The organism is Streptomyces sp. NBC_01478, from assembly GCF_036227225.1.
Taxonomy (GTDB): domain Bacteria; phylum Actinomycetota; class Actinomycetes; order Streptomycetales; family Streptomycetaceae; genus Streptomyces.
This window is the reverse complement of sequence record NZ_CP109444.1, coordinates 5,942,404-5,967,776: the sequence shown is the minus strand read 5'-3', so window position 1 is coordinate 5,967,776 and position 25,373 is coordinate 5,942,404. Positions and strand designations below refer to the sequence as shown.

General features: G+C 67.9%; 21 protein-coding genes. 10 read left to right on the top strand and 11 right to left on the bottom strand.

Annotated features, from left to right (window positions below; all coding sequences use genetic code 11):
• Positions 1-1,209: 1,209 nt before the first annotated feature.
• Positions 1,210-3,147 carry a chromosomal replication initiator protein DnaA gene (dnaA, locus tag OG223_RS26955; protein WP_329253711.1) on the bottom strand — a complete coding sequence of 646 codons (1,938 nt, stop codon included), beginning with the start codon at positions 3,145-3,147 and terminating at the stop codon, positions 1,210-1,212.
• Between the two features lie 397 nt (positions 3,148-3,544).
• Between dnaA and rpmH the strand changes: the two genes are divergently transcribed.
• The 9 genes from rpmH (at position 3,545) to OG223_RS26910 (ending at position 10,553) form a co-directional block, all read left to right on the top strand.
• Positions 3,545-3,682 carry a 50S ribosomal protein L34 gene (rpmH, locus tag OG223_RS26950; protein WP_006381191.1) on the top strand — a complete coding sequence of 46 codons (138 nt, stop codon included), beginning with the start codon at positions 3,545-3,547 and terminating at the stop codon, positions 3,680-3,682.
• Positions 3,683-3,703: 21 nt separating this feature from the next.
• The gene (gene rnpA, locus OG223_RS26945) at positions 3,704-4,075 is read left to right on the top strand and encodes a ribonuclease P protein component (protein ID WP_329253708.1); all 372 of its coding nucleotides are present in this window, start codon (positions 3,704-3,706) and stop codon (positions 4,073-4,075) included.
• Positions 4,072-4,425, top strand: coding sequence for a membrane protein insertion efficiency factor YidD (gene yidD / locus OG223_RS26940; protein WP_019073355.1), 354 nt, complete (start codon positions 4,072-4,074; stop codon positions 4,423-4,425). Before rnpA ends, yidD begins: the two co-directional genes overlap by 4 nt.
• 3 nt (positions 4,426-4,428) lie before the next feature.
• A complete protein-coding gene (gene yidC / locus OG223_RS26935) occupies positions 4,429-5,727 on the top strand; it encodes a membrane protein insertase YidC (RefSeq protein ID WP_329253705.1) in 1,299 nt (432 codons plus the stop codon).
• Positions 5,728-5,742: 15 nt separating this feature from the next.
• The gene (locus OG223_RS26930; RefSeq protein ID WP_200716169.1) at positions 5,743-6,258 is read left to right on the top strand and encodes a Jag family protein; all 516 of its coding nucleotides are present in this window, start codon (positions 5,743-5,745) and stop codon (positions 6,256-6,258) included.
• A gap of 135 nt (positions 6,259-6,393) precedes the next feature.
• A complete protein-coding gene (gene rsmG, locus OG223_RS26925) occupies positions 6,394-7,110 on the top strand; it encodes a 16S rRNA (guanine(527)-N(7))-methyltransferase RsmG (protein ID WP_200676824.1) in 717 nt (238 codons plus the stop codon).
• 339 nt (positions 7,111-7,449) lie between these two features.
• A complete protein-coding gene (locus OG223_RS26920) occupies positions 7,450-8,523 on the top strand; it encodes a ParA family protein (protein WP_078532690.1) in 1,074 nt (357 codons plus the stop codon).
• Positions 8,520-9,608, top strand: coding sequence for a ParB/RepB/Spo0J family partition protein (locus tag OG223_RS26915; protein WP_329253698.1), 1,089 nt, complete (start codon positions 8,520-8,522; stop codon positions 9,606-9,608). Before OG223_RS26920 ends, OG223_RS26915 begins: the two co-directional genes overlap by 4 nt.
• Positions 9,609-9,935: 327 nt before the next feature.
• Positions 9,936-10,553 (top strand): GNAT family N-acetyltransferase, encoded by a 618-nt coding sequence (locus OG223_RS26910; protein ID WP_329253695.1) that lies wholly within the window; start codon positions 9,936-9,938, stop codon positions 10,551-10,553.
• A 69-nt stretch (positions 10,554-10,622) separates the two neighbouring features.
• Here OG223_RS26910 and trxA read toward each other — a convergent pair whose 3' ends face one another.
• From trxA to OG223_RS26875, 7 genes are all read right to left on the bottom strand, one after another.
• Positions 10,623-10,958 (bottom strand): thioredoxin, encoded by a 336-nt coding sequence (gene trxA, locus OG223_RS26905; protein WP_329253691.1) that lies wholly within the window; start codon positions 10,956-10,958, stop codon positions 10,623-10,625.
• A gap of 42 nt (positions 10,959-11,000) precedes the next feature.
• Positions 11,001-11,969, bottom strand: coding sequence for a thioredoxin-disulfide reductase (trxB, locus tag OG223_RS26900; protein ID WP_329253688.1), 969 nt, complete (start codon positions 11,967-11,969; stop codon positions 11,001-11,003).
• A 171-nt stretch (positions 11,970-12,140) separates the two neighbouring features.
• Complete coding sequence (locus OG223_RS26895; RefSeq protein WP_329253684.1) at positions 12,141-13,121, bottom strand: anti-sigma factor family protein; 981 nt, start codon at positions 13,119-13,121, stop codon at positions 12,141-12,143.
• Entirely contained in the window at positions 13,118-13,843 is a 726-nt protein-coding gene (sigM, locus tag OG223_RS26890) for an RNA polymerase sigma factor SigM (protein WP_329253680.1), read from the bottom strand. The genes OG223_RS26895 and sigM overlap by 4 nt, the downstream gene beginning before the upstream one ends.
• Positions 13,844-13,870: 27 nt before the next feature.
• Positions 13,871-15,583, bottom strand: coding sequence for a protein kinase family protein (locus tag OG223_RS26885; protein ID WP_329253677.1), 1,713 nt, complete (start codon positions 15,581-15,583; stop codon positions 13,871-13,873).
• Between the two features lie 118 nt (positions 15,584-15,701).
• Positions 15,702-17,954 carry a murein biosynthesis integral membrane protein MurJ gene (gene murJ, locus OG223_RS26880; RefSeq protein WP_329253674.1) on the bottom strand — a complete coding sequence of 751 codons (2,253 nt, stop codon included), beginning with the start codon at positions 17,952-17,954 and terminating at the stop codon, positions 15,702-15,704.
• Between the two features lie 46 nt (positions 17,955-18,000).
• On the bottom strand, positions 18,001-20,400 hold the full coding sequence (locus OG223_RS26875; protein WP_329253671.1) for a DUF6049 family protein: 2,400 nt from the start codon (positions 20,398-20,400) through the stop codon (positions 18,001-18,003).
• 258 nt (positions 20,401-20,658) lie between these two features.
• Here OG223_RS26875 and OG223_RS26870 point away from each other — a divergent pair, with 258 nt between their 5' ends.
• Positions 20,659-22,101, top strand: coding sequence for a CCA tRNA nucleotidyltransferase (locus OG223_RS26870; RefSeq protein WP_329253668.1), 1,443 nt, complete (start codon positions 20,659-20,661; stop codon positions 22,099-22,101).
• 103 nt (positions 22,102-22,204) lie between these two features.
• Here OG223_RS26870 and OG223_RS53985 read toward each other — a convergent pair whose 3' ends face one another.
• The 3 genes from OG223_RS53985 to OG223_RS26855 form a co-directional block, all read right to left on the bottom strand.
• Positions 22,205-22,528: an LppU/SCO3897 family protein gene (locus OG223_RS53985; protein ID WP_443073745.1), complete on the bottom strand. Its 324-nt coding sequence runs from the start codon at positions 22,526-22,528 to the stop codon at positions 22,205-22,207.
• Positions 22,529-22,911: 383 nt separating this feature from the next.
• Positions 22,912-24,189, bottom strand: coding sequence for an MFS transporter (locus OG223_RS26860; protein WP_329253663.1), 1,278 nt, complete (start codon positions 24,187-24,189; stop codon positions 22,912-22,914).
• 77 nt (positions 24,190-24,266) lie between these two features.
• The gene (locus OG223_RS26855; protein ID WP_019055136.1) at positions 24,267-25,349 is read right to left on the bottom strand and encodes an inositol-3-phosphate synthase; all 1,083 of its coding nucleotides are present in this window, start codon (positions 25,347-25,349) and stop codon (positions 24,267-24,269) included.
• Positions 25,350-25,373 lie beyond the last annotated feature (24 nt).

Here is a 25,373-nt window from a genome sequence, read left to right as displayed (position 1 = left end):
TAGGGGCTGTGGATACCGTGGATAACCGCGTTTTCGCAGCTCAGGGCAGGAATTTTGTCCACCGACCCTGTGGGCGACGGCGGTGGACAACCTCGGGTTTCTGTGGAGAACGGAAAGTTCTGCACACCCCATGCACAGCCGAGGGCCACTTCTCCCCAGCGCCGTCCCCAGCTTTACCCACCTTTCCCACAGCCCAACCCGGCACCTTCGTGTGACGCCTTTCACTCGACACGGTGAGGTGGCGCGTTGCGTTGCCGAACAGTGGACAGCGGTGTGGAGAAGCTGGAGATCGCTGGGGACAACCGCCCCCAGCCTGTGGGTTGTCGGTGGACAACTTCGTCCCAAGCCTGTGGATCACGGTTTTGTCCACAGCCTGTGGAGATCTTTTGTCCACGAATCCACAAGCACCTGACCTGGTCTGATCGTCCCTCACCTGCAGCGCCTGTGGACACGATCTGGACAACTTCACAGTCCCCAGGATGTGGACGGAAGAAAGTCACCAAATCTGTGGAGGGCAGCCGTAACCCGGCGGGTATTCGAACAGCGGGCGGCGGACGGGCGGGCGGGAGAGGGCAGCGAACGTCCTCCGGAGCGGCCGTGGAGGGGCTTCGGATCGGCTCCGAGGGGCTGCGGAGCGCCTCAAGAAGGGCTACGGAGGGGCTGGGATCGGCATTGGAGAGGGCCTGGACGAGCCTCGGATTGCTTCAAAGCGACTCCGGATCTCTCCGGAGCACCTCCGGGGAGACTGGGGAGCGGTGCTCTCTCGGCACTGAGCGGCGCCGGACCGGCTGGGAATCGGTGGCGTCCCACCACGTCGCGCAGTCACCTGGATCGCGGCGGTCCGGAGGACCTGTGATCGGCCGGCCCGGCTGCACCATCGGCTCCCGCCGCGCGAGCCAGTCAGGGCGGTGCGGGTTCCCCGGTCCCGGGATGCCTGGCCGAACCCGGTCGCGAGCTGCGAAGCGGCGAAACCGCGAAGGCTGACCGGCTACACCGCTTGGTGGGACGCCTCCTGGGAATCCTCTGCGGATCGCCTCCGGACGCCTCCGGGAACTCCTCCCAGGACACCCTTCGGGCTCCTCTCCCCGGCGCCCGCCGCAGGACTTTCCGTCTCCCTCCGAGCGCCCCGTCCCGGCCGGCTCCCGGCAAGCCGAAGGGCGCCCCAGGAGAGATCCCTGGGCGCCCTTCGGCGTCGTAACTCCGTTGCTGTCAGCCGTTCTTGATGCGGTTGGTCAGTTCGGTGACCTGGTTGTAGATCGAGCGGCGCTCGGCCATCAGTGCGCGGATCTTGCGGTCGGCGTGCATGACCGTGGTGTGGTCGCGGCCGCCGAACTGCGCGCCGATCTTCGGCAGGGAGAGGTCGGTCAGTTCGCGGCACACGTACATGGCGATCTGCCGGGCCGTGACCAACTGGCGGCCGCGCGAACTGCCGCACAGGTCCTCGACCGTGATGCCGAAGTAGTCGGCGGTCGCGCCCATGATCGCCGTCGCGGTGATTTCGGGTGTCGAGTCCTCGCCGCCCGGGATGAGGTCCTTGAGGACGATCTCGGTGAGACCGAGGTCCACCGGCTGCCGGTTGAGCGACGCGAACGCCGTCACCCGGATCAGCGCCCCCTCCAGCTCGCGGATGTTGCGCGAGATGCGGGAGGCGATGAACTCCAGGACCTCCGGCGGGGCGTTGAGCTGCTCCTGCACCGCCTTCTTACGAAGGATGGCGATACGGGTCTCCAGCTCGGGCGGCTGGACGTCGGTGATCAGTCCCCACTCGAAACGGTTCCGCAGCCGGTCCTCCAGGGTGACCAACTGCTTGGGCGGCCGGTCGCTGGAGAGCACGATCTGCTTGTTCGCGTTGTGGAGCGTGTTGAACGTGTGGAAGAACTCCTCCTGCGTCGACTCCTTGTCCGCGAGGAACTGGATGTCGTCGACAAGAAGGATGTCCATCTCGCGGTACCGCTTGCGGAAGCTGTCGCCCTTGCCGTCGCGGATGGAGTTGATGAACTCGTTGGTGAACTCCTCCGAGCTGACATACCGCACGCGCGTGCCGGGGTACAGGCTTCGCGCGTAGTGCCCGATCGCGTGCAGCAGGTGCGTCTTGCCGAGCCCCGACTCCCCATAGATGAAAAGGGGGTTGTACGCCTTCGCGGGCGCCTCGGCGACGGCGACCGCGGCCGCGTGCGCGAAGCGGTTCGAGGCACCGATGACGAACGTGTCGAAGAGGTACTTCGGGTTCAGGCGTGCGGTCGGCTCGCCCGGGCCGGCCGCCGGCGCGGGCTTCGAGCCCAGCGGTCCCGGCGACCCCGGACCGCCGCGGTGCACATGACCGGAGTTCGAGGACGAACGCGAGTCGGACAGGTCGCGGCGCGCGTCGCGCTGGTTGTACTCCGCGCGGGACTGCTCGTACTCGGCCCGCGACTGCTCGTACTCCGCGCGCTGCTGCTCGTACGACGGACGCTCCATCGACTGCGGGCGGTAGTCCTGCGTCGGCGGCGCGTACGGGTCCTGCTGCGACTGGTACGAGTCCTGGGGCGGGCCGTACTTGTCCTTCGCCGGCGCCCCGTACTGATCCTGGGACGGCGGTCCGTACTGGTCCTGCGACGGCGAGGCGTACGGATCGCGCTCCGGGAAGCCGAGTCGCTGCTGCTGCCAGCCGTAGTCGTCCTGCGCCGGCCGCGGCCAGGCGCCCGGCTCGGGGCGCTGGTACTCCGACGGGTAGGCGGGGCGGGCGGTGGGCAGTTGGTCGCCCGGGCCGCCGGGGAGCGGCTCGGCGCGGTGCCGGCCGTAGCCGCCCTCGTACGGGTCGCGGCTCTGCTCGGGTTCTTCGTAGCGACGCTGGGGCTGGGCAGGGGGTGCCGGCGGGCCGGGGGGCTCGCCGGCGGAGTCGTCGACGGTGATCGCGATACGGATCGGTCGGCCGCACTCGCGGCTCAGGGTCTCGCTGACGATCGGCGCGAGGCGGCCTTCGAGCACGCCTTTCGCAAATTCGTTCGGTACGGCGAGCAAGGCGGTGTCTGCCACGAGTGCCAGGGGTTGGCAACGCCGGATCCAGTGCTCGTCCTTGGTCTCGACACCCTGCCCACGCCCCTCACCGAGAAGTTGCTCCAGCACTCGTGGCCACACTGCGGCAAGATCGGCAGGTACGTCAGCCACAGGGCACGCTCTCTCACGGGTCCCACGAACGTGTGGTTCGCGGACGGACGGGATGTACATCGGGTGGGGCGCTCGGGAAAAAGGTGTGGGGCGGGGGACAAAGGAACGAATCGGAGTCCAGCCACGGTAGTCAGGGCGACGGCTGCGGTTCAAGTTGTTGTCCCCAGCCTGTGGATAGTGTCTCCTCGTGACCCTTGGTTTGACCGGATGGCGTAGCCCCGCGTACCGTGACCAGGTCGAGTTGTCGATGGCTGCTGCCGCCTGCCTCCGATGGGCACAGATCACTTCGAGGTGATCGGGAAGCGGTGCACTCGGGCGTAACTGCGAGCTACTCGTGGGCGCACGGTGACAGCCAGGACGGCACCCGCCACCACCGATTTATTTCTGGAGCCCCCTCGTGAGCAAGCGCACCTTCCAGCCGAACAACCGTCGCCGGGCCAAGACCCACGGCTTCCGCCTGCGGATGCGTACCCGTGCCGGTCGCGCGATTCTCGCGAACCGTCGTGGCAAGGGTCGCGCCAGCCTGTCCGCCTGATCCCGATCAGGTCATGACGTCGTGCTGCCTACCGAGCATCGGCTGAGGCGGCGCGAAGAGTTCGCGACCGCGGTACGACGGGGTCGCCGGGCCGGCCGCCCGCTTCTCGTCGTCCACTTTCGTAGCGGTGCCACGGACCCGCACGCGCCAGGGGAGAGCGCTCCCCCGACGCGTGCGGGTTTCGTCGTCAGCAAGGCAGTGGGCGGCGCCGTGGTGCGCAACAAGGTGAAGCGCAGACTTCGCCATCTGATGCGCGAGCGAGTCGCCCTGTTTCCCCCCGGTAGCCTGGTAGTCGTACGAGCGCTGCCCGGAGCGGGCGACGCCGACCATGCAAAGCTGGCCCAAGACCTGGATGCCGCCGTTCAGCGGCTGCTGGGAGGGGGCGCGCGATGAAGTACCCACTACTGGCACTGATCAAGCTGTACCAGTGGACGATCAGTCCACTGCTGGGGCCGGTCTGCAAGTACTACCCGTCGTGCTCCCACTACGGCTATACGGCCATCGACCGGCACGGCGCGATCAAGGGCACCGCGCTCACGGCCTGGCGCATCCTGCGGTGCAATCCGTGGTCGCTCGGCGGCGTGGACCATGTCCCGCCGCGCAAGCGCCCTAGGTGGCACGAGATGCTGCGGGGCGCACGGCGCGCAGACAAGGGCGGGACCTCCGCCGCCGAAACGGCCACTGAAGGGCTGAGTCCTTCGAGCCCGGCCGCAGAGACACCGTCCCATGCCCAAGGAGCATGATTAGTGGACACGATTGCCAGTCTTTTCAGCTTCATCACGACACCCGTTTCTTGGGTCATCGTCCAGTTCCACTCGGTGTACGGGAAGGTCTTCGGTCCCGACACGGGCTGGGCCTGGGGCCTGTCCATCGTGTCCCTGGTGATCCTGATCCGCATCTGTCTGATCCCGCTCTTCGTGAAGCAGATCAAGGCGACCCGGGCCATGCAGACCCTGCAGCCCGAGATGAAGAAGATCCAGGAACGCTACAAGAACGACAAGCAGCGTCAGTCCGAAGAGATGATGAAGCTGTACAAGGAGTCGGGTACCAACCCGCTCTCCTCGTGCCTTCCCATCCTGGCGCAGTCCCCGTTCTTCTTCGCCCTGTACCACGTGCTCAACGGCATCGCGACGGGCTCGACGATCGGCGTCATCAACGACTCGCTGCTCGCCAGCGCGCGTAAGGCGCACATCTTCGGCGCCCCGCTTGCCGCGAAGTTCACGGACGGCAGCAGCAAGGTCGAGGCGCTCGGTGCCACGCTGACCGACGTCCGGGTCGTCACCGCGATCATGATCGTGATGATGTCGGCGTCGCAGTTCTACACGCAGCGCCAGCTCATGACGAAGAACGTCGACACCACGGTGAAGACGCCGTTCATGCAGCAGCAGAAGATGCTGATGTACGTCTTCCCGGTCATGTTCGCCATCTTCGGCATCAACTTCCCCGTCGGTGTCCTCGTCTACTGGCTGACCACCAACGTGTGGACCATGGGCCAGCAGATGTACGTCATCCGCAACAACCCGACCCCGGGTTCCAAGGCCCAGGCCGCCTACCTGGAGCGACTCACCAAGCACGTCACGCACCACGAGAAGACCCGCAGCCGCGGCGAGCGGGCCATCGTCAAGGCGATCGTCTCCAAGGGCCGTGACCGCAACGAGTTCGAGCGCAAGTTCGTCAACAGCCTCACCAAGGTGGGCCTCGTGGCCCAGGCGGACGGCACTGTGGTGAAGGGCGAGAACACGGCTGTGGAGTCCGAGGACGGTACGCCGACCACGGCCGCCCCCAGGCGTCAGCAGCCCAAGCGGCAGACCAAGGCCCAGCGCCAGTCCGCCGCCGCGAAGGCCGCCGACGACAATGCCGAGAACGCGGCCGACGACGCCGACGAGCCGAAGACCTCGCTGAGCAAGTCGGACGAGCCCGAGGACGCCAAGCCCGCCACCGCCGCGAAGAAGCCCGCCCCGAAGCCCGCCGGCGGCACCCGCAGCAAGGCCCAGTCCGGACAGCGCAAGGGTCCGCAGCGGCCCAAGTCCCCGTCCAAGAAGTAAGAAGGAGTCCATCCCGTGACGGAAGGCACCACCACCTCCGCCGCTGCCGAGGGTGCAGACACCCTGTCCCGCCTGGAGCAGGAGGGCGAGATCGCGGCGGACTACCTCGAGGGTCTGCTGGACATCGCCGATCTCGACGGCGACATCGACATGGATGTCGAGGCCGACCGCGCCGCTGTCTCGATCATCAGCGACAGCAGCGGCCGCGACCTCCAGAAGCTCGTCGGCCGTGACGGTGAGGTGCTGGAAGCACTCCAGGAGCTCACCCGCCTGGCCGTGCACCGGGAGACCGGGGACCGCAGCCGGCTGATGCTGGACATCGCGGGCTACCGCGCCAAGAAGCGCACCGAGCTCTCCGAGCTGGGTGCCAAGACCGCGGCCGACGTGAAGAACACCGGCGAGCCGGTGAAGCTGAACCCGATGACGCCGTTCGAGCGCAAGGTAGTGCACGACGCGGTCAAGGCCGCGGGACTGCGCAGCGAGTCGGAGGGCGAGGAGCCGCAGCGCTTCGTCGTCGTACTTCCCGCCTGATCGGTCCCGACGTTCCACCGGCCCCGTCTGTTGAGCAGACGGGGCCGAACTTTGTCAGCCTGATAGTCCTGTAGTTCTGGTGGTCCTGGTGATCAGCGCCCAATGCGCTTTTGCGGTACGGAAGGACGGTCCCCCGTGACGGAGGCAGCGGAGCTTCCCCCCGCGCCCGAGCAGGCGCGCGAGGTGTTCGGCGATCGCTTCGAGGACGCGGTCCGATACGCGGAGCTGCTCGCCGACGCGGGTGTGCAGCGCGGCCTGATCGGCCCACGTGAGGTGCCCCGCCTGTGGGAACGGCACCTGCTGAACTGCGCGGTCCTCTCGGAGGTCGTGCCGGACGGAGTGACGGTCTGCGACGTCGGCTCCGGTGCCGGCCTCCCGGGCATTCCCCTGGCCCTGGTCCGCGAGGACATCAAGATCACCCTGCTCGAACCACTGCTCCGCCGTACGAACTTCCTCACCGAGGTCGTCGAACTCCTGGGCCTCGACCACGTCACCGTCGTGCGGGGGCGCGCCGAGGAGGTCATGGGCACCCTTCAACCGGTCCACGTGGTGACGGCCCGGGCCGTGGCTCCGCTGGAGCGACTGGCCACCTGGGGCATCCCGTTGCTGCGTCCCTACGGCGAGATGCTCGCCCTCAAGGGGGACACGGCCGAGGAGGAGCTCAAGAGTGCGGCGACCGTACTGAGCAAGCTCGGAGCCGTGGAGACGTCCATCCTGCAGGTCGGCGAAGGCATCGTGGATCCGCTGTCCACGGTGGTTCGTGTCGAGGTAGGAGAGAGCCCCGGCGGGGTTCGCTTCGCGGCGAAGCGAGCCAAGGCGGCTCGTACGGGGCGTACTCGGCGGCGTCGTTGAGGGTGTCTCAGTGCCTGAGGCGGGTCGGCCTCAGCGCGTGAGATGCGTCGGTGTCGGCACGTGAAGCGCGTCGCTGATCCGTCCTGACGACGAAACTTACTCCACACAAGCTGCCAAACCTATACATGCCGGAGTGTCGCGACAGTTCGGCCTCGGCTGCTGTGCATCGTGTTTCACGTGAAACGTCGCTCACTGCTCCACGGCATCATCAGCCGCAGCCGCGCGGCTGAACCCCGCGATCGGAAGCCTCTCGGATCACTCGGAGAGGTCACGGAGTTGTCCACAGAGGTGGAATTCTCCACAGAACAACAGGCCTCACTGGTTCACGACCCTGAAGACATGGGAGGCTCTGTTCATTGCGAGCCTGAAGTCGAGGAGAGTGAATCCTTGCGGTCCGACGCCAACATCGCGGGACCGATGACCGATCCGGTCCCCGGTCCCCGTACCGAGTCGATGGGGGAGGATGTTTCACGTGAAACACCGCCCCCTATGGACGACACTCCCATCGGTCGTGCTGCCCAACTGGCGGTAGAAGCTCTAGGTCGTGCCGGCGAAGGCCTGCCACGTCCCGAGCAGACCCGCATCATGGTCGTCGCCAACCAGAAGGGCGGGGTGGGCAAGACGACGACGACCGTCAATCTTGCCGCTTCGCTGGCACTGCACGGTGCCCGTGTTCTGGTGGTCGACCTCGACCCACAGGGCAACGCGTCCACGGCACTGGGGATCGATCACCACGCGGAAGTCCCTTCCATCTATGACGTGTTGGTCGACAGCAGGCCTCTCTCCGAGGTCGTGCAGCCGGTTCCCGATGTCGAGGGTCTCTTCTGCGCCCCTGCCACGATCGATCTCGCCGGTGCGGAGATCGAGCTGGTGTCCCTGGTGGCACGCGAGAGCAGACTGCAGCGGGCGATTCAGGCCTACGAGCAGCCGCTGGACTACATCCTCATCGACTGTCCGCCCTCGCTCGGCCTGCTGACGGTCAACGCGTTGGTCGCCGGTGCGGAGGTCCTCATCCCGATCCAGTGCGAGTACTACGCGCTGGAAGGCCTCGGGCAGTTGCTTCGCAACGTCGACCTGGTGCGGGGGCACCTCAACCCCAACCTGCATGTGTCGACCATCCTGCTCACCATGTACGACGGCCGGACGCGTCTCGCGTCCCAGGTCGCGGACGAGGTGCGCAGCCACTTCGGCGACGAGGTGCTGCGGACGAGCATTCCCCGCTCCGTCCGTATCTCCGAGGCACCGAGCTATGGGCAGACGGTACTGACCTACGATCCCGGATCGAGCGGTGCCCTCTCCTACTTTGAGGCGGCAAGGGAAATCGCGTTGAAGGGTGTGGGCGTCAGCTACGACGCACCGCATGCGCACATCGGCGCTCAGAGCGACCAGAGCATGGTGGAGGGTATCCAGTGAGCGAGCGACGGAGGGGTTTGGGCCGTGGGCTCGGCGCACTGATCCCCGCAGCCCCGACCGGGGAGAAGACGGTGGCACCGGCCGCGGTGGGCTCCGCGTCCCCCACGGCTGTTCCGGTCATCACCGGCGACCGAGGGGTGGCCGCAGCGAAGGTCACCACGCTGCCGCCGGTCTCGTACGAGACAGAGGAATCGTCGTACGGCATCCCGCAGATGCCGGCGCCGCCCGTCGGTGCTTACTTCGCCGAGCTGCCGCTCGACGACATCACACCGAACTCGCGTCAGCCGCGTGAGGTGTTCGACGAGGACGCGCTGCAGGAACTCGTCACCTCCATCAAGGAAGTCGGCCTCCTCCAGCCCGTCGTCGTCCGGCAGATCTCTCCGACGGGCTACGAGCTCATCATGGGCGAGCGGCGCTGGCGGGCCTGCCGTGAGGCGGGCCTGGAGGCGATCCCGGCGATCGTGCGGGCCACGGACGACGAGAAGCTTCTCCTGGACGCACTGCTGGAGAACCTGCACCGCGCGCAGTTGAACCCGCTCGAAGAGGCGGCTGCCTACGACCAGTTGCTCAAGGACTTCAACTGCACGCACGACCAGTTGGCGGACCGCATCGGGCGTTCGCGTCCGCAGGTCTCCAACACCCTGCGTCTGCTGAAGCTCTCGCCGTCGGTCCAGCGCCGTGTCGCCGCCGGAGTCCTCTCCGCCGGTCATGCACGGGCACTGCTCTCCGTCGACGACTCGGAGGAGCAGGACCGCCTGGCCCACCGGATCGTGGCCGAGGGGCTCTCGGTGCGGGCCGTCGAGGAGATCGTGACCCTGATGGGTTCGCGGCCCCAGACTGCTCAGCGCTCCAAGGGACCGCGGGCCGGCGCCCTGGTCTCCCCGGCGCTGTCCGATCTCGCCACGCGTCTCTCTGACCGCTTCGAGACCCGGGTGAAGGTCGACCTGGGCCAGAAGAAGGGCAAGATCACTGTCGAGTTCGCCTCGATGGAGGACCTTGAGCGGATCCTCGGTTCATTGGCTCCGGGCGAGGGACCGGTCCTGCAGCGGAGTCTGCTGGACGACGACGCGGAGGACGAGGCCTGAGCCGTCCTGCCTTCGGCATGGTTTCTGTTCGTCCGACCAGCAGAGCGGGCCGTGTCCGGTGTGTACCGGAACGCGGCCCGCTCTTTGCTTTCTGGCGGTATCGATGAAATCACATCATGGATACGATGCGTTCGGGTATGGCGCATCCACCTGGCAGCACCTCTTAGGGGAGGCAGGGGCCATGCGAACGGTGAGCCGCACCGGACTGGTGAGCGCGGGTCTGGGCCTGGGGGCGGTCGGCGGGTTCGTCGGCAGTCTGCTCAGGGAACGCAGCGCTCTGACAGCCGCCCGCGACGCTGCGGGCGAAGGAAGCGAGGATCAGCCTTCATGGGGCGTCGGCTCGTACCGCTCACGCTGGACAACCTCCCGGATATTCCCAAGCGCTGTAGGTCGTGCGTCTTCTGGGAGTTGGACCCCGTCAGCGGGCAAGCCGCGCTGAAGGCGGGCACGGCAGCCTCGGAGAAGGAAGCCTGGATCTCCGCCGTCCTACTCGACTGGGGCTCCTGTGGGCGGGTGGTCTACGTCGATGACGTGCCGGTGGGCTTCGTCCTCTACGCGCCCCCGGCCTACGTCCCCCGCTCGACGGCGTTTCCCACGAGCCCCGTGTCACCGGACGCCGTACAACTGATGACGTCGTTCATCATGCCGGGCTACCAGGGGCAGGGACTGGGTCGGGTCATGGTTCAGACGGTCGCCAAGGATCTGCTGCGGCGGGGCTTCAAGGCGATCGAGGCCTTCGGCGATGCCCACGGGAAAGAGGCCGCCTGCGTGCTGCCTGCCGACCATCTGCTCGCCGTGGGCTTCAAGACGGTCCGTCAGCATCCCGCCTATCCACGGCTGCGGCTGGAACTGCGCACGACGCTCTCCTGGAAGGAAGACGTGGAGATGGCGCTCGACCGGCTACTGGGAGCCGTACAGAAGGAACCAGCGCTTCGACCGCTCTAACGCGAAGGGGCCGACTCCGGAGAGTCGGCCCCTTCATGTTTCACGTGAAACACGGTTTCACGTGAAACATCACTTGGCGGCGATGAACTCGTCGAGGTCGCGAAGGATCGCAGCCTTCGGCTTGGCACCGACGATGGTCTTGGCGACCTCGCCATCCTGGTAGACGTTCAGGGTCGGGATGGACATGACGCCGTACCTGGCGGCCGTGGCCGGGTTCTCGTCGATGTTGAGCTTGACGATCTCGATCTGGTCGCCGTGCTCGGCGGCGATGGCTTCGAGGGACGGAGCGATCTGACGGCACGGGCCGCACCAGGAAGCCCAGAAGTCCACCAGGACGGGCTTGTCGCTCTTGAGTACGTCCTCGTCGAAGGAAGCGTCGGTCACATTCTTCAGAGTGCCGGCCACGGCGGGCTCCTTAACTTGATCGTGCGGTGGGGAGGATGGGGGTCAGACGGTGGTCTTCGCGGGCTCTGCCTGTTCCTTGTCCGCGAGGGCGGCAAGGAAATGCTCGGTGTCCAGAGCAGCGGAGCAGCCCGTACCGGCAGCGGTGATGGCCTGGCGGTAGGTGTGGTCGACGACGTCACCGGCGCCGAAGACACCGGTCAGGTTGGTGCGGGTCGAGGGAGCCTCGACCTTGAGGTAGCCCTCTCCGTCCAGGTCGAGCTGGCCCTTGAAGAGTTCCGTGCGGGGGTCGTGGCCGATCGCGATGAACAGGCCCGTCACCGCGAGGTCGGAGAGTTCCCCGGTCTTCAGGTTGCGCAGCTTGAGGCCGGCGAGCTTCGGGTCGCCCTCGATCTCGGCGACCTCGCTGTCCCAGACGAACTTGATCTTCGGGTCGGCGAAGGCGCGCTCCTGCATCGCCTTGGAGGCACGCAGGCTGTCCCGGCGGTGGACGATCGTCACGGACTTGGCGAAGCGGGAGAGGAAGGTCGCCTCCTCCATCGCCGTGTCACCGCCTCCGATGACGGCGATGTCCTGGTCCTTGAAGAAGAACCCGTCACAGGTCGCACACCAGGAGACACCCCGGCCGGAGAGCGCGTCCTCGTTCGGCAGACCCAGCTTGCGGTGCTGGGAGCCGGTGGTGACGATGACGGCCTTCGCCTTGTGCACGGTGCCCGAAGTGTCCGTGACGGTCTTGATCTCACCGGTCAGGTCGACGGAGACCACGTCGTCCGGGATCAGCTCGGCGCCGAAGCGCTCAGCCTGCGCGCGCATGTTGTCCATGAGCTCGGGGCCCATGATGCCGTCCTGGAAGCCCGGGAAGTTCTCGACCTCGGTGGTGTTCATCAGCGCACCACCGGCGGTGACGGCACCTTCGAACACCAGCGGCTTCAGCGACGCGCGCGCGGTGTAGAGCGCCGCCGTATAGCCGGCGGGCCCTGAGCCGATGATGATCACGTTTCGGACGTCGCTCACGGCTTGGTTCCTCGTCTCTGGACTGCGTCAGTACGACCGGTGGGAGCCCCTCTCAGAGCCTCCACCCCACCCAACGGATCCTACGGGGCCCGCATTCCCGCTGTGTCCGGGCACACGAAGACGGCACGCAGCGGGGAGGCGCCACGACGGATGGAGAGAAGCCGTCCGGAGTCAGGAATGCGCGAAGGACTGCGTCAGAAGGACCTTGCCAGGAGTCGACGTCTGTCGGCTCACGCAGGTCGCGTCGACGATGTAAGCCGTGACCCGGCTGCTGTCGGAAGCGTCGGGCAGCACCACGAGATAGGCGGCGGTCCCGTTGTAGGTGCCCTTCTTGTAACCGAGGACATCCGTGGTGCCACGGTCCACGCCTTGCCGGATGCAGTCCGGGATGGAGCCGGAGGGTTCGATCAGGATTTTGGGAGTCTTGGTGGAAGACTCGGCTCCGTCGGGTTCCGTCGCGGCATTCCAGGGCCCCCCGCTCTTGACGCCCTGGCTTATGGCCGGCTTGGTGGCCAGGAGACCCGAGACCTCGCTCTCCAGCTTCCCCTTGGAGAAGGTGTCCGCGGAACTGGTCGCGTTCCCGTGGGCTGTGTCGGACGAGTTGTGATCGCCCAGCGACTGGATGAACAGAGAGCCGGCTCCCAGAACGGCCGCCGTGAATACGGCACCCAGGACGATCCTTCCGCGACGTCCGCCGCGATTCCGCTCCTTGCGTTCCTTACGATCCTTGCGCCCGGGACCGGTCGCCGCATGTGCGTGTCCAGACGGTCGGGCTGCCGCGGGCGATGTTTCACGTGAAACATGCGCCTCGGTGTACTCCCCGTCCTCGCTGTTCTCGCCGGACGTGGACCGGGAGGCGGTCACCAAAGTCGATGCGGCCAGGGACTCGGGAGTGGTGGCACCCAGCAGTGCCTCCGCAGCGAGGGCCGCGTCGATACGGCCGGCGATCTCGGCGGGCATGCGGGGCGGCCCGGGCATGGTGCCCAGCAGGCCCCGGATCTCGTCGAGTGAGTCGTGGACGTCCGCGCAGAGTTCGCACTCGTCCAGATGCTGTCGTACCTCCGCTGTCCTGGACGGCGGGAGAAGGCCCTCGGTGAGGTCGGAGATCTCCGCGACGTCCGGGTGCCCGGCCGTGTCTGTCGTGGATGTCACGCTCGCCCACCTCCGCCCTTCACAGCAGTTGAACCGCTCGGCCCTGCATCCTTGGGACCCGCATCGCGCGGTCCCGCTGCCGGTGGGACGGATGTCCCCTGCGCCCGGTTCCGTCCTGCGCCGGGTTCCTTGCCGTCACCGGCTCTTTCCGGCCGTAGGTGGGTGAGCAGCGGCAGCAGCCTCGCTCTTCCGCGGGCACAGCGGCTCTTCACCGTGCCGGTCGGCACATCGAGCATCTGAGCGGCTTCCGCGACGGGGTAACCCTGCATGTCCACCAGAACGAGAGCGGCACGCTGGTCGGGCGGAAGGGTGCCCAGGGCTTCCAGCAGTTGGCGGTGCAGGTCGTTGCGCTCAGCGGGAGCGGCGGCCGACTCGTGCGGTTCAAGGAGCTGTTCCAGGCGCTCGGTGTCGTCGACCGGAGACGTCTTCCTGGAGGCGGCCTTGCGGGCACGGTCCAGGCAGGCGTTCACCGTGATCCGGTGGAGCCAGGTCGTGACGGCCGACTGGCCGCGAAAGGTATGGGCGGCCCGGTAGGCGGAGACAAGGGCGTCCTGGACCGCGTCAGCGGCCTCCTCGCGGTCTCCCAGCGTGCGCAGGGCCACGGCCCAGAGCCGGTCCCGGTGCCGCCGTACGAGCTCACCGAAGGCGTCGGGGTCACCTTCAACATGGCGGGCGAGCAGATCCTGATCGCTCGTTCCGTCGTATCCGGCGCCTTCCGCCATCGGACCCCCTCCCCCTCCGATGAGACGTCAGCCCGTGAACTTCACGTCGGTGATGGCCTGCTTGTAGCCGGCGTCGCTGTACTGGTCGCCGTCCGCGTGCGGCAGAGCGGTGAGCCAGACAAGAACGTACCGGCTCTTCACCTGCTTGGTGACCTTCACCGTGGCACTGGTCCCGGTTGTCGTGACAGTGCCGATCTGCGTCATGGAGTCCAGCGAGGAGGGCGACAGCGAGTCGGCTGCGTAGAGCTTCACCGTTGTGTGATCGCCGCTGTAGTAGAGCCCTATGGTCGCCGCGGAGACGTTCTGGGCCGAACCGAGGTCGTAGACGATGCCCACGCCAGGCTTGTACGGCGCGAGCACCGGGCCCCCTATGAAGCTGGAGGTCCGCCAGTAGGTCGACGGGTCGCCGTCGTAGGTCTTGTCGACGTCGTTCGGATGCTGCGCGTCGCCCTTGGCCACGAACTCCTTGGCGCCCTGGATCGCGAGCGTCTTGACCGGCTTGGTCTTGTCGCCGCCCTTGTCGTTCCCGTCCGTGGTCTGCGTCTGCTTCGTGTCCTCGGACTTGTTGCCCTGGTCCATGAGCGCGTCCGCGAGCTGCCAACTGCCCAGACCCAGCGCGGCGATCAGCAGCGCGGACACGGCCCACTTGAGGGCCTTGCCGGTGCGGCTCTGCAGCGGGGGCGGTGGGGTCGGCGGAACCTGGGTGGCACCGGGCGGCGACGGACGGCCGTACGTGCCCTGTTGGTACGTCGTGCGCTGGTACTCGGGCGGTGCGGTGAACGCCGGCTCCGGCGGACGGATGCGGGGCATCTCGCCGATCGCCTTCACCAGCTCCTCCGGCGTGGTGCACGCCGATTCGTGCCGGGAGGCCGTGGCACCGTCGTTGGCGAGCGCACGCATGGCGAGCTCCGACAGACCGCGGTGGACACCCGCACGCACCTGGTCGGGGGCGATGAGGCCGACGCCCTTGGGCAGCCCGGACAGGCCGTAGGCGTCGCTCTCGTACGGCCAGCGCTGAGTGAGCGCCGCGTACAGCAGGGCGCCGATCGCCTCTGTGTCCGCGCGCTGCGGGGTGTCCGAACTGATGCCGCGCAGCGCGGCGTTGACGGCCAGGCCACGGATGCGCCACTGGCCGGACGAGGTGCGCAGCACCGCGTTCGGGTTCAGGCGCAGATGGGCGAGGCCCTCGCGGTGCGCGGCGGCCATGGCCGAGGCGATCTGGCTGACCATCTGGTAGGCGTCGTGCACTTCCAGCGGGCCGGGGGCCAGAAGCGCCGTCAGTTCCGTGGCGTCGGGCAGCCATTCGTGCACGACGTAGACGAGGTCGTTCTCCTCCACGGCGTCCAGGACCTGGACGAAGCGGGGATCACCCAGCAGCGCCGAGGAACGGGCCGCGGCCAGCACAGAACGGGCTCTCGAATGGTCTGCGGGCAGGATGTGGACGCCGACGGCACGGCGGAGTTTCTCGTCCACCGCGCGCCAACTGCTGAAGCCGTCCAGACGGGTGACGCACTCTTCGAGGCGATAGCGTCTGGCGAGCTTGTGACCGCTGTGCAGTTCGGGAGGCGAGGCCTTCTCGGTTTCCTCGATCCCGCCGCTCCCCTGTGCCTTGTCGCTCTCCGTGTCCCGCTCCGGGTTCTGGGCCACCCCGTCGGCCGTGGCCTGGTCCGCCTTGGCGGTCAGCGGCTCGTCGCCGCTGTTGTCTGCCACGTCGACGGCAGCCGTGCTCCGTTCCGCCACCGTCGCTCCTGCCTCCCCATCCGTTGCACGCTGTCCGACGCCGAAACCAATTGTGCCCACAGTCTGCCGCTATGCACGACACACAGCGGCGGACGATGGTTGTGCGTGTGCCCCCGCCTCAACGCCCCAAGCGCCCGCGCACCATGCCCACGAGGGAGTTGAGCTCCTCGATGCGCATGCGGCGGGCCGCGACGTAGAAGATTCCGAGCAGTACGGCACCGCCCACCAGGAGGGCGGCGAACGAGCCGACGACCCCCTGGCCGAGCGTATGTCCGATCCCGTAGCAAGCCGCACCACTGAGCAGTGCGGCCGGCACGGAGGCGATACAGAGCCGAGCGTACGTCCGAAGCACGCGCGCGCCGTCCAGGTCGCCGTTCAGCCGCTTGCGCAGCCGGTTCCAGGCGACGCCGACACCGATCGCGTAGGCGAGACCGTACGAGGCGGCCATGCCCACCACGGCCCAGCGGGCCGGGAGGACGAAGTAGCAGGCCACTGAGGCGCCGGCGTTGACGGCGGCCACGATGACCGTGTTGTAGAAGGGAGTTCGGGTGTCCTCGTACGCGTAGAAGGCGCGCAGGACGACGTACTGCACCGAGTACGGGATCAGGCCGAGGGCGAAGGCCATCAGCATGAAGCCCATGTTGGTGGCCTCACTGGTCCCCGAGGAGCCGAAGATCAGCGTGCACATCGGGATGCCGAGCGAGAGCAGGCCGAAGGCGATCGGCACGATCGCCACGGCGGTCGTGCGCAGCCCCTGGGAGATGTCGTCGCGGACGGCTCCTCCGTCGCCCTCCGCCGCCGAGCGCGAGATGCGCGGCAGCAGCGCGGCCATCAGGGAGACGGTGATGATCGCCTGTGGCAGGCCCCAGATGAGCTGCGCGTTGGCGTAGGCGGCGAAGCCCGTACCGTCGACGGGCGAGGACTTGCCCGCGGCGGTGGACAGTTGGGACACGACGATCGCGCCGGCCTGGTTGGCGAGGACGAAGAGGACGGTCCACTTGGCGAGCGTCGCGGCCTTGCCGAGACCGTGTCCGCGCCAGTCGAAGCGCAACCGCAGCCGGAAGCCGGTCTCCCGCAGGTACGGGATCATCGCGAGCGCCTGGACGACCAGGCCGAGCAGCACGCCGATGCCGAGCAGTCGCTGGCCCTCCGGCGGGATGTTCGTGACCTTCATGCCGGAGTTCGCGGAGGTGCCGTACACCCAGATGAACATGCCGAGCGTCACGATGATGACGATGTTGTTGAGGACCGGGGTCCACATCATCGCGCCGAACTTGCCGCGCGCGTTCAGGATCTGGCCCATCACGACGTGGACGCCCATGAAGAAGATCGAGGGCAGGAAGTAGCGGACGAAGGTGACGCCCACCTCGTTGGCCGCCGGGTCGTTGGCCACCGAGTCGGACAACAGACGGATCAGGAGGGGTGCCGCGAAGACCGCGAGCGCGGTGAGCGCGCCCAGCGCCACCATGACGAGGGTCAGCAGCCGGTTGGCGAACGCCTCACCGCCGTCGTCGTCCTCCTTCATGGCACGCACGAGCTGCGGCACGAAGACGGAGTTGAGGCCACCGCCCACGGTCAGGATGTAGATCATCGTCGGCAACTGGTAGGCGACCTGGAAAGTGTCGCCGAGCATGCCGACACCCAGCGCGGAGACGATCAGCGCGGAGCGGACGAAGCCGGTCAGGCGGGAGACCATCGTGCCCGCCGCCATCACGGCACTCGACTTCAGCAGACCGGTGGCCCGCCCACCCTTCTTGGGAGCGGCCGCGGGTGCCGGCGCCGTGGGAGTGAGCTGCATCGTGGCGTCGGACATCGGCGCCGGGGACGGCGCGACGGGCGCCTGGCCCGAGTGGGGTGCCGGGGACGGGCCGGGGACCGCCGGGGCGTCCATCGGCGGGCGTCCGCCGCCCTGGCCCTGGTCCCGGAAGAGATGAGCGAAGGCGTCCGGCTCGTGGTACTCCTCGCCGGCCCCGGTCACCAGGTCGTCCACGCCCACGAACTGGGTCGTCCGGGCGTCGTCGCCGTACGGCAGGTACTGGGTCGGGCCCTCCGGCTCGGGGGCCGGGGTCTGCGCCCACACGCGGGGGTCCGGGGCGTACGGGGACTGGGGCGGCTGTGCGTAGAGCGGGGGCTGCGGCTGGTACGTGCCCGGAGGGGGCGGGGGGTGGGCGGCACGGTCGTAGAGCGCCTCGGCGACCGGGTCCTGGGCGGAGAGGTCCTGTGCCCGGTAGGGGTCCTGGTCGTAGGCGTCTTGGAGGTACATGTCCGCGGGGGGCTGCGGCGGCACCTGGCCGTGCTCGGGCGGCGGACTCTCGGGGTAGTCCGAGCCGCCCGCGCCCTGACCGCGGTCACCGTCGTACGGCGCGTTCATGGTTACCCCACCTCATCGTCCCCGGGCCCACCGGCCACGACATCGCTCAACGGTCCACTCTCTCACCCGTGCCGGACGGGTCGGCGCTTTCCGGTGCGGTGTCCGGTGTCGGGTCACTCGGCTGCTCCGGGTCGTCTGCCCGGGACGGAGCGCCGGACTCCTCCTTGAGACGGTCCTGGGGGTCCTCGGGGTTCTCCGGGCCGCCGGGTTCCTCGGTCGCCTCGTCGTCGGGTCCGTCGGGACCCTCCTCGGCCTGGCGGGCGACGGCGCGCTTGCGGTGGGTGTACATCCGGAAGCCGGCGAGGACGAGCAGCAGGACACCGCCGCCGATGACCAGCATGACGGTGGCCGTGACCTCGGTGACCTTCACGTCGAAGTTGACGGCCTGCCCGTACTGCTGGCCGTCCTCGGTATACAGCTGGGCGGTCACGCCCACCTTGCCGTTGGCGTTGGCCGACGTGGTGAACTTCACCGACTGGCTGTGTCCGCCGTTCACCGTGACCCGCTGCTCGAAGTAGGCCTTGCCGCCGATCTTCAGTCGGGTGGGGTTCGTCGAGGTGAGGCGTAGGACCAGGTGTTCGACGCCCTGCACCAGATTGTTCTGCACGGTCACCGGGATGGTCGCGCTGCGGCCCGAGAGCTTGGTCTCGGACTTGTCGATCAGCTTCACCTGATTGGTGAGGTCGTCGAGATAGTTCAGCACGCTCTGGCGGAAGTTCGCCGCCTCGCCCGCCTGTCCCCGCCACGACGTGGACATCTCACGGTTCAAGGCCCGCCCGAACGGGGTCACGACCCGGGACTCGTCGGTGAGGATCACCCGGAAGTTGTCGAGCTTGTCCTGGGTGGCCGCGATCTGCTCGAAGGCCGACTTCGGCAGCTCCTGCTTGCGCAGCGAGGAAGGGTACGAGGAGGACGACGGGATCTTCGTGGTGGCGTTCGGGTCGGGCTTGGCCTTGGCCGCCGCAGAGAGATCCTGCGGCTCGCTCCAGGTGCTGCCCTGGAGGGTCGTCAGTGCCTCGGCCATCGTCTGTGCCTGGCTCGCGGTCGGCATGCGCTGTGGGGCGACCACGATGCTGCGCTGCTTGTCCGTCTGCAGGTCGAGCGTCAGGCTCTGGGCGAGGAACCGCTGCTCGGCGAGTGTGGCGGCCCCGGCCGTCGTCAGGTCCCCCTGGAACGCCGTCGAGAGCCGCGAGTCCGCGACCACAGCGGTCGTACCGCCGCCGATGGGACGGGCGGCGGAGGGGGTGTACGACAGGCCGCCGGTCTCCTGGAGGCTGTCGCTGCGGGCGATCACCTTGTCGGCGCCGGCCGAGGTGGCGACCTTGATGATCGACGGGTCCACAGCGCCGCTCACCGGCCAGGCGAAGTCCGTGGTCGGGGTCACGTGGAGCACTGTCTCCACGGTGGTCGCGGCGACGTCCGTGGCGTCCTTGAGGTGGCTCAGCGAGCCGGTGACGCTGGTGCCGTTGTGGGCGAGGGACGCCAGGTCAGGGTCGGCGAAGGGCAGGGCGACGACCTCCTTGTCCGCCACCGCCGACTGCAGCTCGGAGAGCCACGCCTTGGCGACCGCCTGGTGGGTGCCCGTCGTCGTGGTGTCGCCGTCGCCCTGGATGTTGTAGCTGCGGGTCATCGCGTCGACGGAGGCCAGCAGGTCCGGGTCGATCACCCAGGTGACGTCGAGATCCTTGCCGAGCGACAGCATCTGGTCGAGGCGCCCGCCCGGGGCGATCTCCTTGGCCAGGTCGTCGTTGAGGAAGACGGGTGTCTGCTGCTCGTTGGAACCCGTCTGTGCCGTCATGTGGACGCTGGAGACGAGCGGCCACAGATACGTCGTCTTCGTCTTCGTGTCCGCATCGTCGGACTGCCATGGCAGGAACGTCCGCTGGATGCCCAGCACCTGCTCCCACGGCTGCGCCGAGGTCTGGCCGGAGAGCGAGACACCGAGCGGGTAGACGCCGTCGTCACCGAGGTCCAGCTTGTCGACCGGTACGGAGAGGGTGAAGGGTTCGGCGACGCCCGGAGTGAGCTTGGAGAACTGCTCGGTGTACTTGTCGTCGAGTTCCGAGCCGTCGACGCCCTGGACGTAGTCGGTGCGCTTGGCGACGCTGTCGATCGCCGAGCGGGTACTGAGTGCCTGGCCCAGGCGCAGGCCCACATGGGCGTCGGTGACCGCCTGCTTGCCGTTGTTGGTCACCGTGCCGGAGACGGTCAGGGTGTCCCCGTCCGTGGGGATGCTGGGGCTGAGCGTGTCCAGGGAGACGGACACCGTCTGCGAGCCGGAGGCGGCCTTCGCGGACGTCTGCTCGGCCGCACCGGCGGGCGAGACGGCGGACAACTGGAGGAGGCCGGCCAGCAGAGGCGCCCCGGCGAGCAGTGCGCCGGTGCGCCGCAGCCACCGGCGGGCAGGTGAGGGACACGTCCCCTGGAAGTCTGCCGCCTCGGCCACGCGCTCGCCCGTCCCTCGTCATCGTCAGTGGTCGTCGCAATGTGCGTCCACGCATGGTAACGATGCGCGCTGAGGGGAAGTGCCGCGGTCTGCTCCACAAGATCGGAGAACAGCGCCGGGCTGTCCCGTATGCGCCCGTATAAAGGTGAGCGCTCAGGTACGTCGCAAGGGCATCGATCGCGCTGGTATCGGGGGATGTGTCCGCGCGCATTTAATGGAGGCGCTCTCAATGGCCGGGGCCACGTACCCTTTTCTGTTGTGCCGAACGCCAACGAAGACAACCCCAGTGCCCTGAGCCAGGTGCAGCATCGCGCGGTGAGCGAGCTGCTGCGGGTGGCTCCCGTCGCCGACGACCTCGCCCGCCGTTTCCAGGAGGCCGGGTTCTCCCTCGCCCTGGTCGGAGGCTCGGTCCGGGACGCGCTGCTCGACCGGCTCGGCAACGACCTGGACTTCACGACGGACGCACGCCCCGAGGACGTACTGAAGATCGTCCGGCCGTGGGCGGACGCCGTGTGGGAGGTCGGGATCGCCTTTGGCACGGTGGGGGCGCAGAAGGACGGCTACCTGATCGAGGTGACCACCTACCGGTCGGAGGCGTACGACCGGACCTCCCGCAAGCCCGAGGTGTCGTACGGCGACTCCATCGAGGAGGATCTCGTCCGGCGGGACTTCACGGTGAACGCGATGGCTGTCGCGCTCCCGGAGAAGGAGTTCATCGACCCGCACGGCGGCCTCGACGACCTCGCGGCTCGTGTGCTGCGGACCCCGGGCACCCCCGAGGCGTCCTTCTCGGACGATCCCCTGCGGATGATGCGGGCGGCACGCTTTGCCGCGCAGCTCGACTTCGAGGTCGCTCCCGAGGTCGTCGCGGCCATGACGGAGATGTCCGGGCGGATCGAGATCGTCTCGGCCGAGCGGGTGCGGGACGAGCTGAACAAGCTGATCCTCTCCGCGCACCCCCGCAAGGGACTGACGCTGCTCGTCGACACCGGACTCGCCGACCATGTCCTGCCCGAGCTTCCGGCTCTCCGGCTGGAGAGCGACGAGCACCACCGGCACAAGGATGTCTACGAACACACGCTGATCGTTCTGGAGCAGGCGATCGAACTGGAGGAGAACGGTCCCGACCTCACCCTCCGCCTGGCCGCGCTGCTGCACGACATCGGCAAGCCGCGCACCCGCCGGTTCGAGAACGACGGCCGGGTCTCGTTCCACCACCACGAGGTGGTCGGCGCGAAGATGACCAAGAAGCGCATGCTGGCGCTCAAGTACTCCAACGACCTGGTGAAGGACGTCTCACATCTCGTCGAACTCCACCTGCGTTTCCACGGCTACGGCACCGGCGAGTGGACCGACTCGGCCGTGCGCCGCTATGTCCGGGACGCCGGCCCGCTCCTCGACCGTCTCCACAAGCTGACCCGCTCGGACTGCACCACACGGAACAAGCGCAGGGCCGCCGCCCTGTCCCGTGCGTACGACGGTCTGGAGGATCGCATCGCTCAACTGCAGGAGCAGGAGGAGCTGGACTCGATCCGGCCCGATCTCGACGGCAACCAGATCATGGAGATCCTGGGCGTCAGGCCCGGGCCGGTCATCGGACGCGCGTACAAGTTCCTGCTGGAACTGCGGCTGGAGAACGGGCCGATGGAGCATGAGGCGGCGGTGGCCGCGCTCAAGGGGTGGTGGGCCTCGGAGAGCTGAGGTCGTGGAACGGGGTCATGTTTCACGTGAAACATGACCCCGGACAGCATCAGGGGCGGTGTTTCACGTGAAACATGAGACACCGCCCCTCGCCACATCTGCCTTACTTCGAGTAGTCCTTCAGGCAGAGCAGGAAGTTACTGCCGTCGCCGCTCTCGGTGTACGAGTACTGGAAGTCCTTCGCGGCCGCCGTGCATTTGGCGTCGGCCGCGGTCTCGGAGTACGTGCCGCTGATCTTGGCCAACACCACGTACTCGGCCTTCGAGTCGCTGCACTTCACGACCTCAAGGTCCGGGTTGGTGTCGCTGGTGCTGCCGCGGTGCATGCAGTCGCCGACCTTTGCGGTGTCGGCGTCGTCCTGGCTCGATATGTAGCTGAAGATGGCCGCGCCGGCAGCGATCACGATGATGACGACGAGCCGGATCATCTTGAAGCTGAACTTGCGCTTCGGCTGCGGCGGAACCGGGGCACCGCCCTGCGGCGGGAAACCGGGCTGACCGGGCTGCTGCGGGTAGCCGCCCTGCGGCGGGTACGGAGCCTGAGGCTGCGGCGGGTAGGGCGCTTGCTGGGACTGGGCCTGAGGCGGGTAGGGAGCCGGCGTCTGAGGCTGGCCGAAGGGCTGCTGACCCTGCGAGTACGGGTTCGGATCCTGAGCGTATGGGTTCTGGCTCTGAGGCGGCGGAGTTGTCATCGAGGTCCCCCCTGGAACGTGGACGCATGGCGCGGCATGGCACGCGGCATGGTGCGAAGTAAGACGCACGTAAGCTACCGGCCCCCACTGACACTGCTCAGACTCGGTTGGACTCCGTGTCAGGGATGTGACACTTTCCGGCGCTCAAAGTGGGCCATAGTCGCCGCAACCGCTCCGTAGACGATGGCCACGGTGATCACCAGCACCGCTGAGCGGCCGTCAGGGGGAAGCATCAGCGCGGCCATCGCGGCGGCGCCGACGAAGGCGACGTTGAACAGCACGTCGTAGACGGAGAAGATCCGGCCGCGGAAGCCGTCGTCCACCGAGAACTGCACGATGGTGTCCGTGGCGATCTTCGCGCCCTGTGTGGTCAGGCCGAGGACGAAGGCGGCCGCCAGCATGGGGACGGTGGTGAACGGGAGGCCGAGGGCCGGTTCGAGGAGTGCGGCGCCCGCGGCGCACATGGCGATCCAGCGGCCGGGGCCGAGCCGTCCGGCGGCCCAGGGTGTCACCACGGCCGCCACGAAGAAGCCGGCGCCGGACACCCCCAACGCCAGCCCCAGCAGGCGCAGTCCGTCGTCCGGGGTCGACGACAGGGCGTACCGGCAGAGCATCAGCAGCAGCACCGTCAGGGCGCCGTAGCAGAACCGCATCAGCGTCATCGCGCCGAGCGCCCAGACCGCCTCCCGGCGCTGCGGCGCGGCGAGGTGCCGTACCGCCGCTGTCAGGTCCCGGGCGGTGCCGGCGAGGGCCGTGGCGAGGCGGGGCCGGGTCAACGCCTGGTCGGGGCCGAGGAGTTCGGGGGCCATGCGCAGGGACGTGAGGGCCGCGCACAGGTAGAGGGCCGCTCCCAGCAGCACCACCGCGGCGTCGGTGTCCGCGACCAGCAGCCGTACGAGAAAGGCGAGGCCGCCGCCCAGCGTCGCCGCCAGTGTTCCGGCCGTGGGGGAAAGGGAGTTGGCGACGACCAGCCGTTCGTCGTCGACCACGCGCGGGAGGGCGGCGGACAGGCCGGCGAGGACGAAGCGGTTGACTGCGGTGACGCACAGCGCGGAGACGTAGAAGAGCCAGTCCGGGACGTGACTCACCATCAGGACGGCGGTCAGCGCGGCCAGCAGGGCGCGCAGCAGGTTGCCGTAGAGGAAGACCTGGCGGCGGCGCCAGCGGTCCAGGAGGACGCCGGCGAAGGGGCCGATGAGGGAGTACGGGAGGAGCAGGACCGCCATCGCTGAGGCGATCGCGGCGGCCGAGGTCTGTTTCTCCGGGGAGAAGACGACGTAGGCGGCGAGTGCGACCTGGTAGACGCCGTCCGCGCCCTGGGAGAGCAGGCGTACGGCGAGCAGGCGCCGGAAGCCCTGGAAGCGCAGGAGGATGCGCAGGTCACGGACGACGGCCATGGGCACAGCCTCACATACGAGGAGGGTCCCCGGGCGCAATGCCCGGGGACCCTCGACGACCGAACCGGTGGCGGGTCCTAGCGCTCGACCTCGCCCTTGATGAACTTCTCGACGTTGGCGTAGGCCTCGTCGTCGAAGTACTGCACCGGCGGGGACTTCATGAAGTAGCTCGACGCGGAGAGGATCGGGCCGCCGATGCCGCGGTCCTTGGCGATCTTCGCGGCGCGCAGGGCGTCGATGATGACACCCGCGGAGTTCGGGGAGTCCCAGACCTCCAGCTTGTACTCCAGGTTCAGCGGGACGTCGCCGAAGGCGCGGCCTTCGAGGCGGACGTAGGCCCACTTGCGGTCGTCGAGCCACTGGACGTAGTCCGACGGGCCGATGTGGACGTTCTTCTCGCCCAGGTCGCGGTCCGGGATCTGCGAGGTGACGGCCTGCGTCTTCGAGATCTTCTTGGACTCGAGGCGGTCGCGCTCCAGCATGTTCTTGAAGTCCATGTTGCCGCCGACGTTGAGCTGCATCGTGCGCTCAAGACGGACACCGCGGTCCTCGAACAGCTTCGCCATCACACGGTGCGTGATGGTGGCGCCGACCTGCGACTTGATGTCGTCGCCGACGATCGGGACGCCGGCCTCGGTGAACTTGTCCGCCCACTCCTTGGTGCCGGCGATGAAGACCGGGAGGGCGTTGACGAAGGCGACCTTGGCGTCGATGGCGCACTGGGCGTAGAACTTCGCCGCGTCCTCGGAACCGACGGGCAGGTAGCAGATGAGGACGTCGACCTGCTTGTCCTTGAGGATCTGGACGACGTCGACCGGGGTCTCGTCGGACTCCTCGATCGTCATGCGGTAGTACTTGCCCAGGCCGTCGAGGGTGTGACCGCGCTGGACCGTGACGCCCTTGTTCGGGACGTCGCAGATCTTGATGGTGTTGTTCTCACTGGCACCGATGGCGTCGGAGAGGTCGAGGCCGACCTTCTTCGCGTCGACGTCGAACGCGGCGACGAACTCGACGTCACCGACGTGGTACTCGCCGAACTGGACGTGCATCAGACCCGGCACCTTGGCCGCCGGATCGGCGTCCTTGTAGTACTCGACGCCCTGTACCAGTGAGGCGGCGCAGTTGCCCACGCCGACGATGGCTACGCGAACCGAACCCATTCCGGTTGCTCCCTGTGTGTGCGA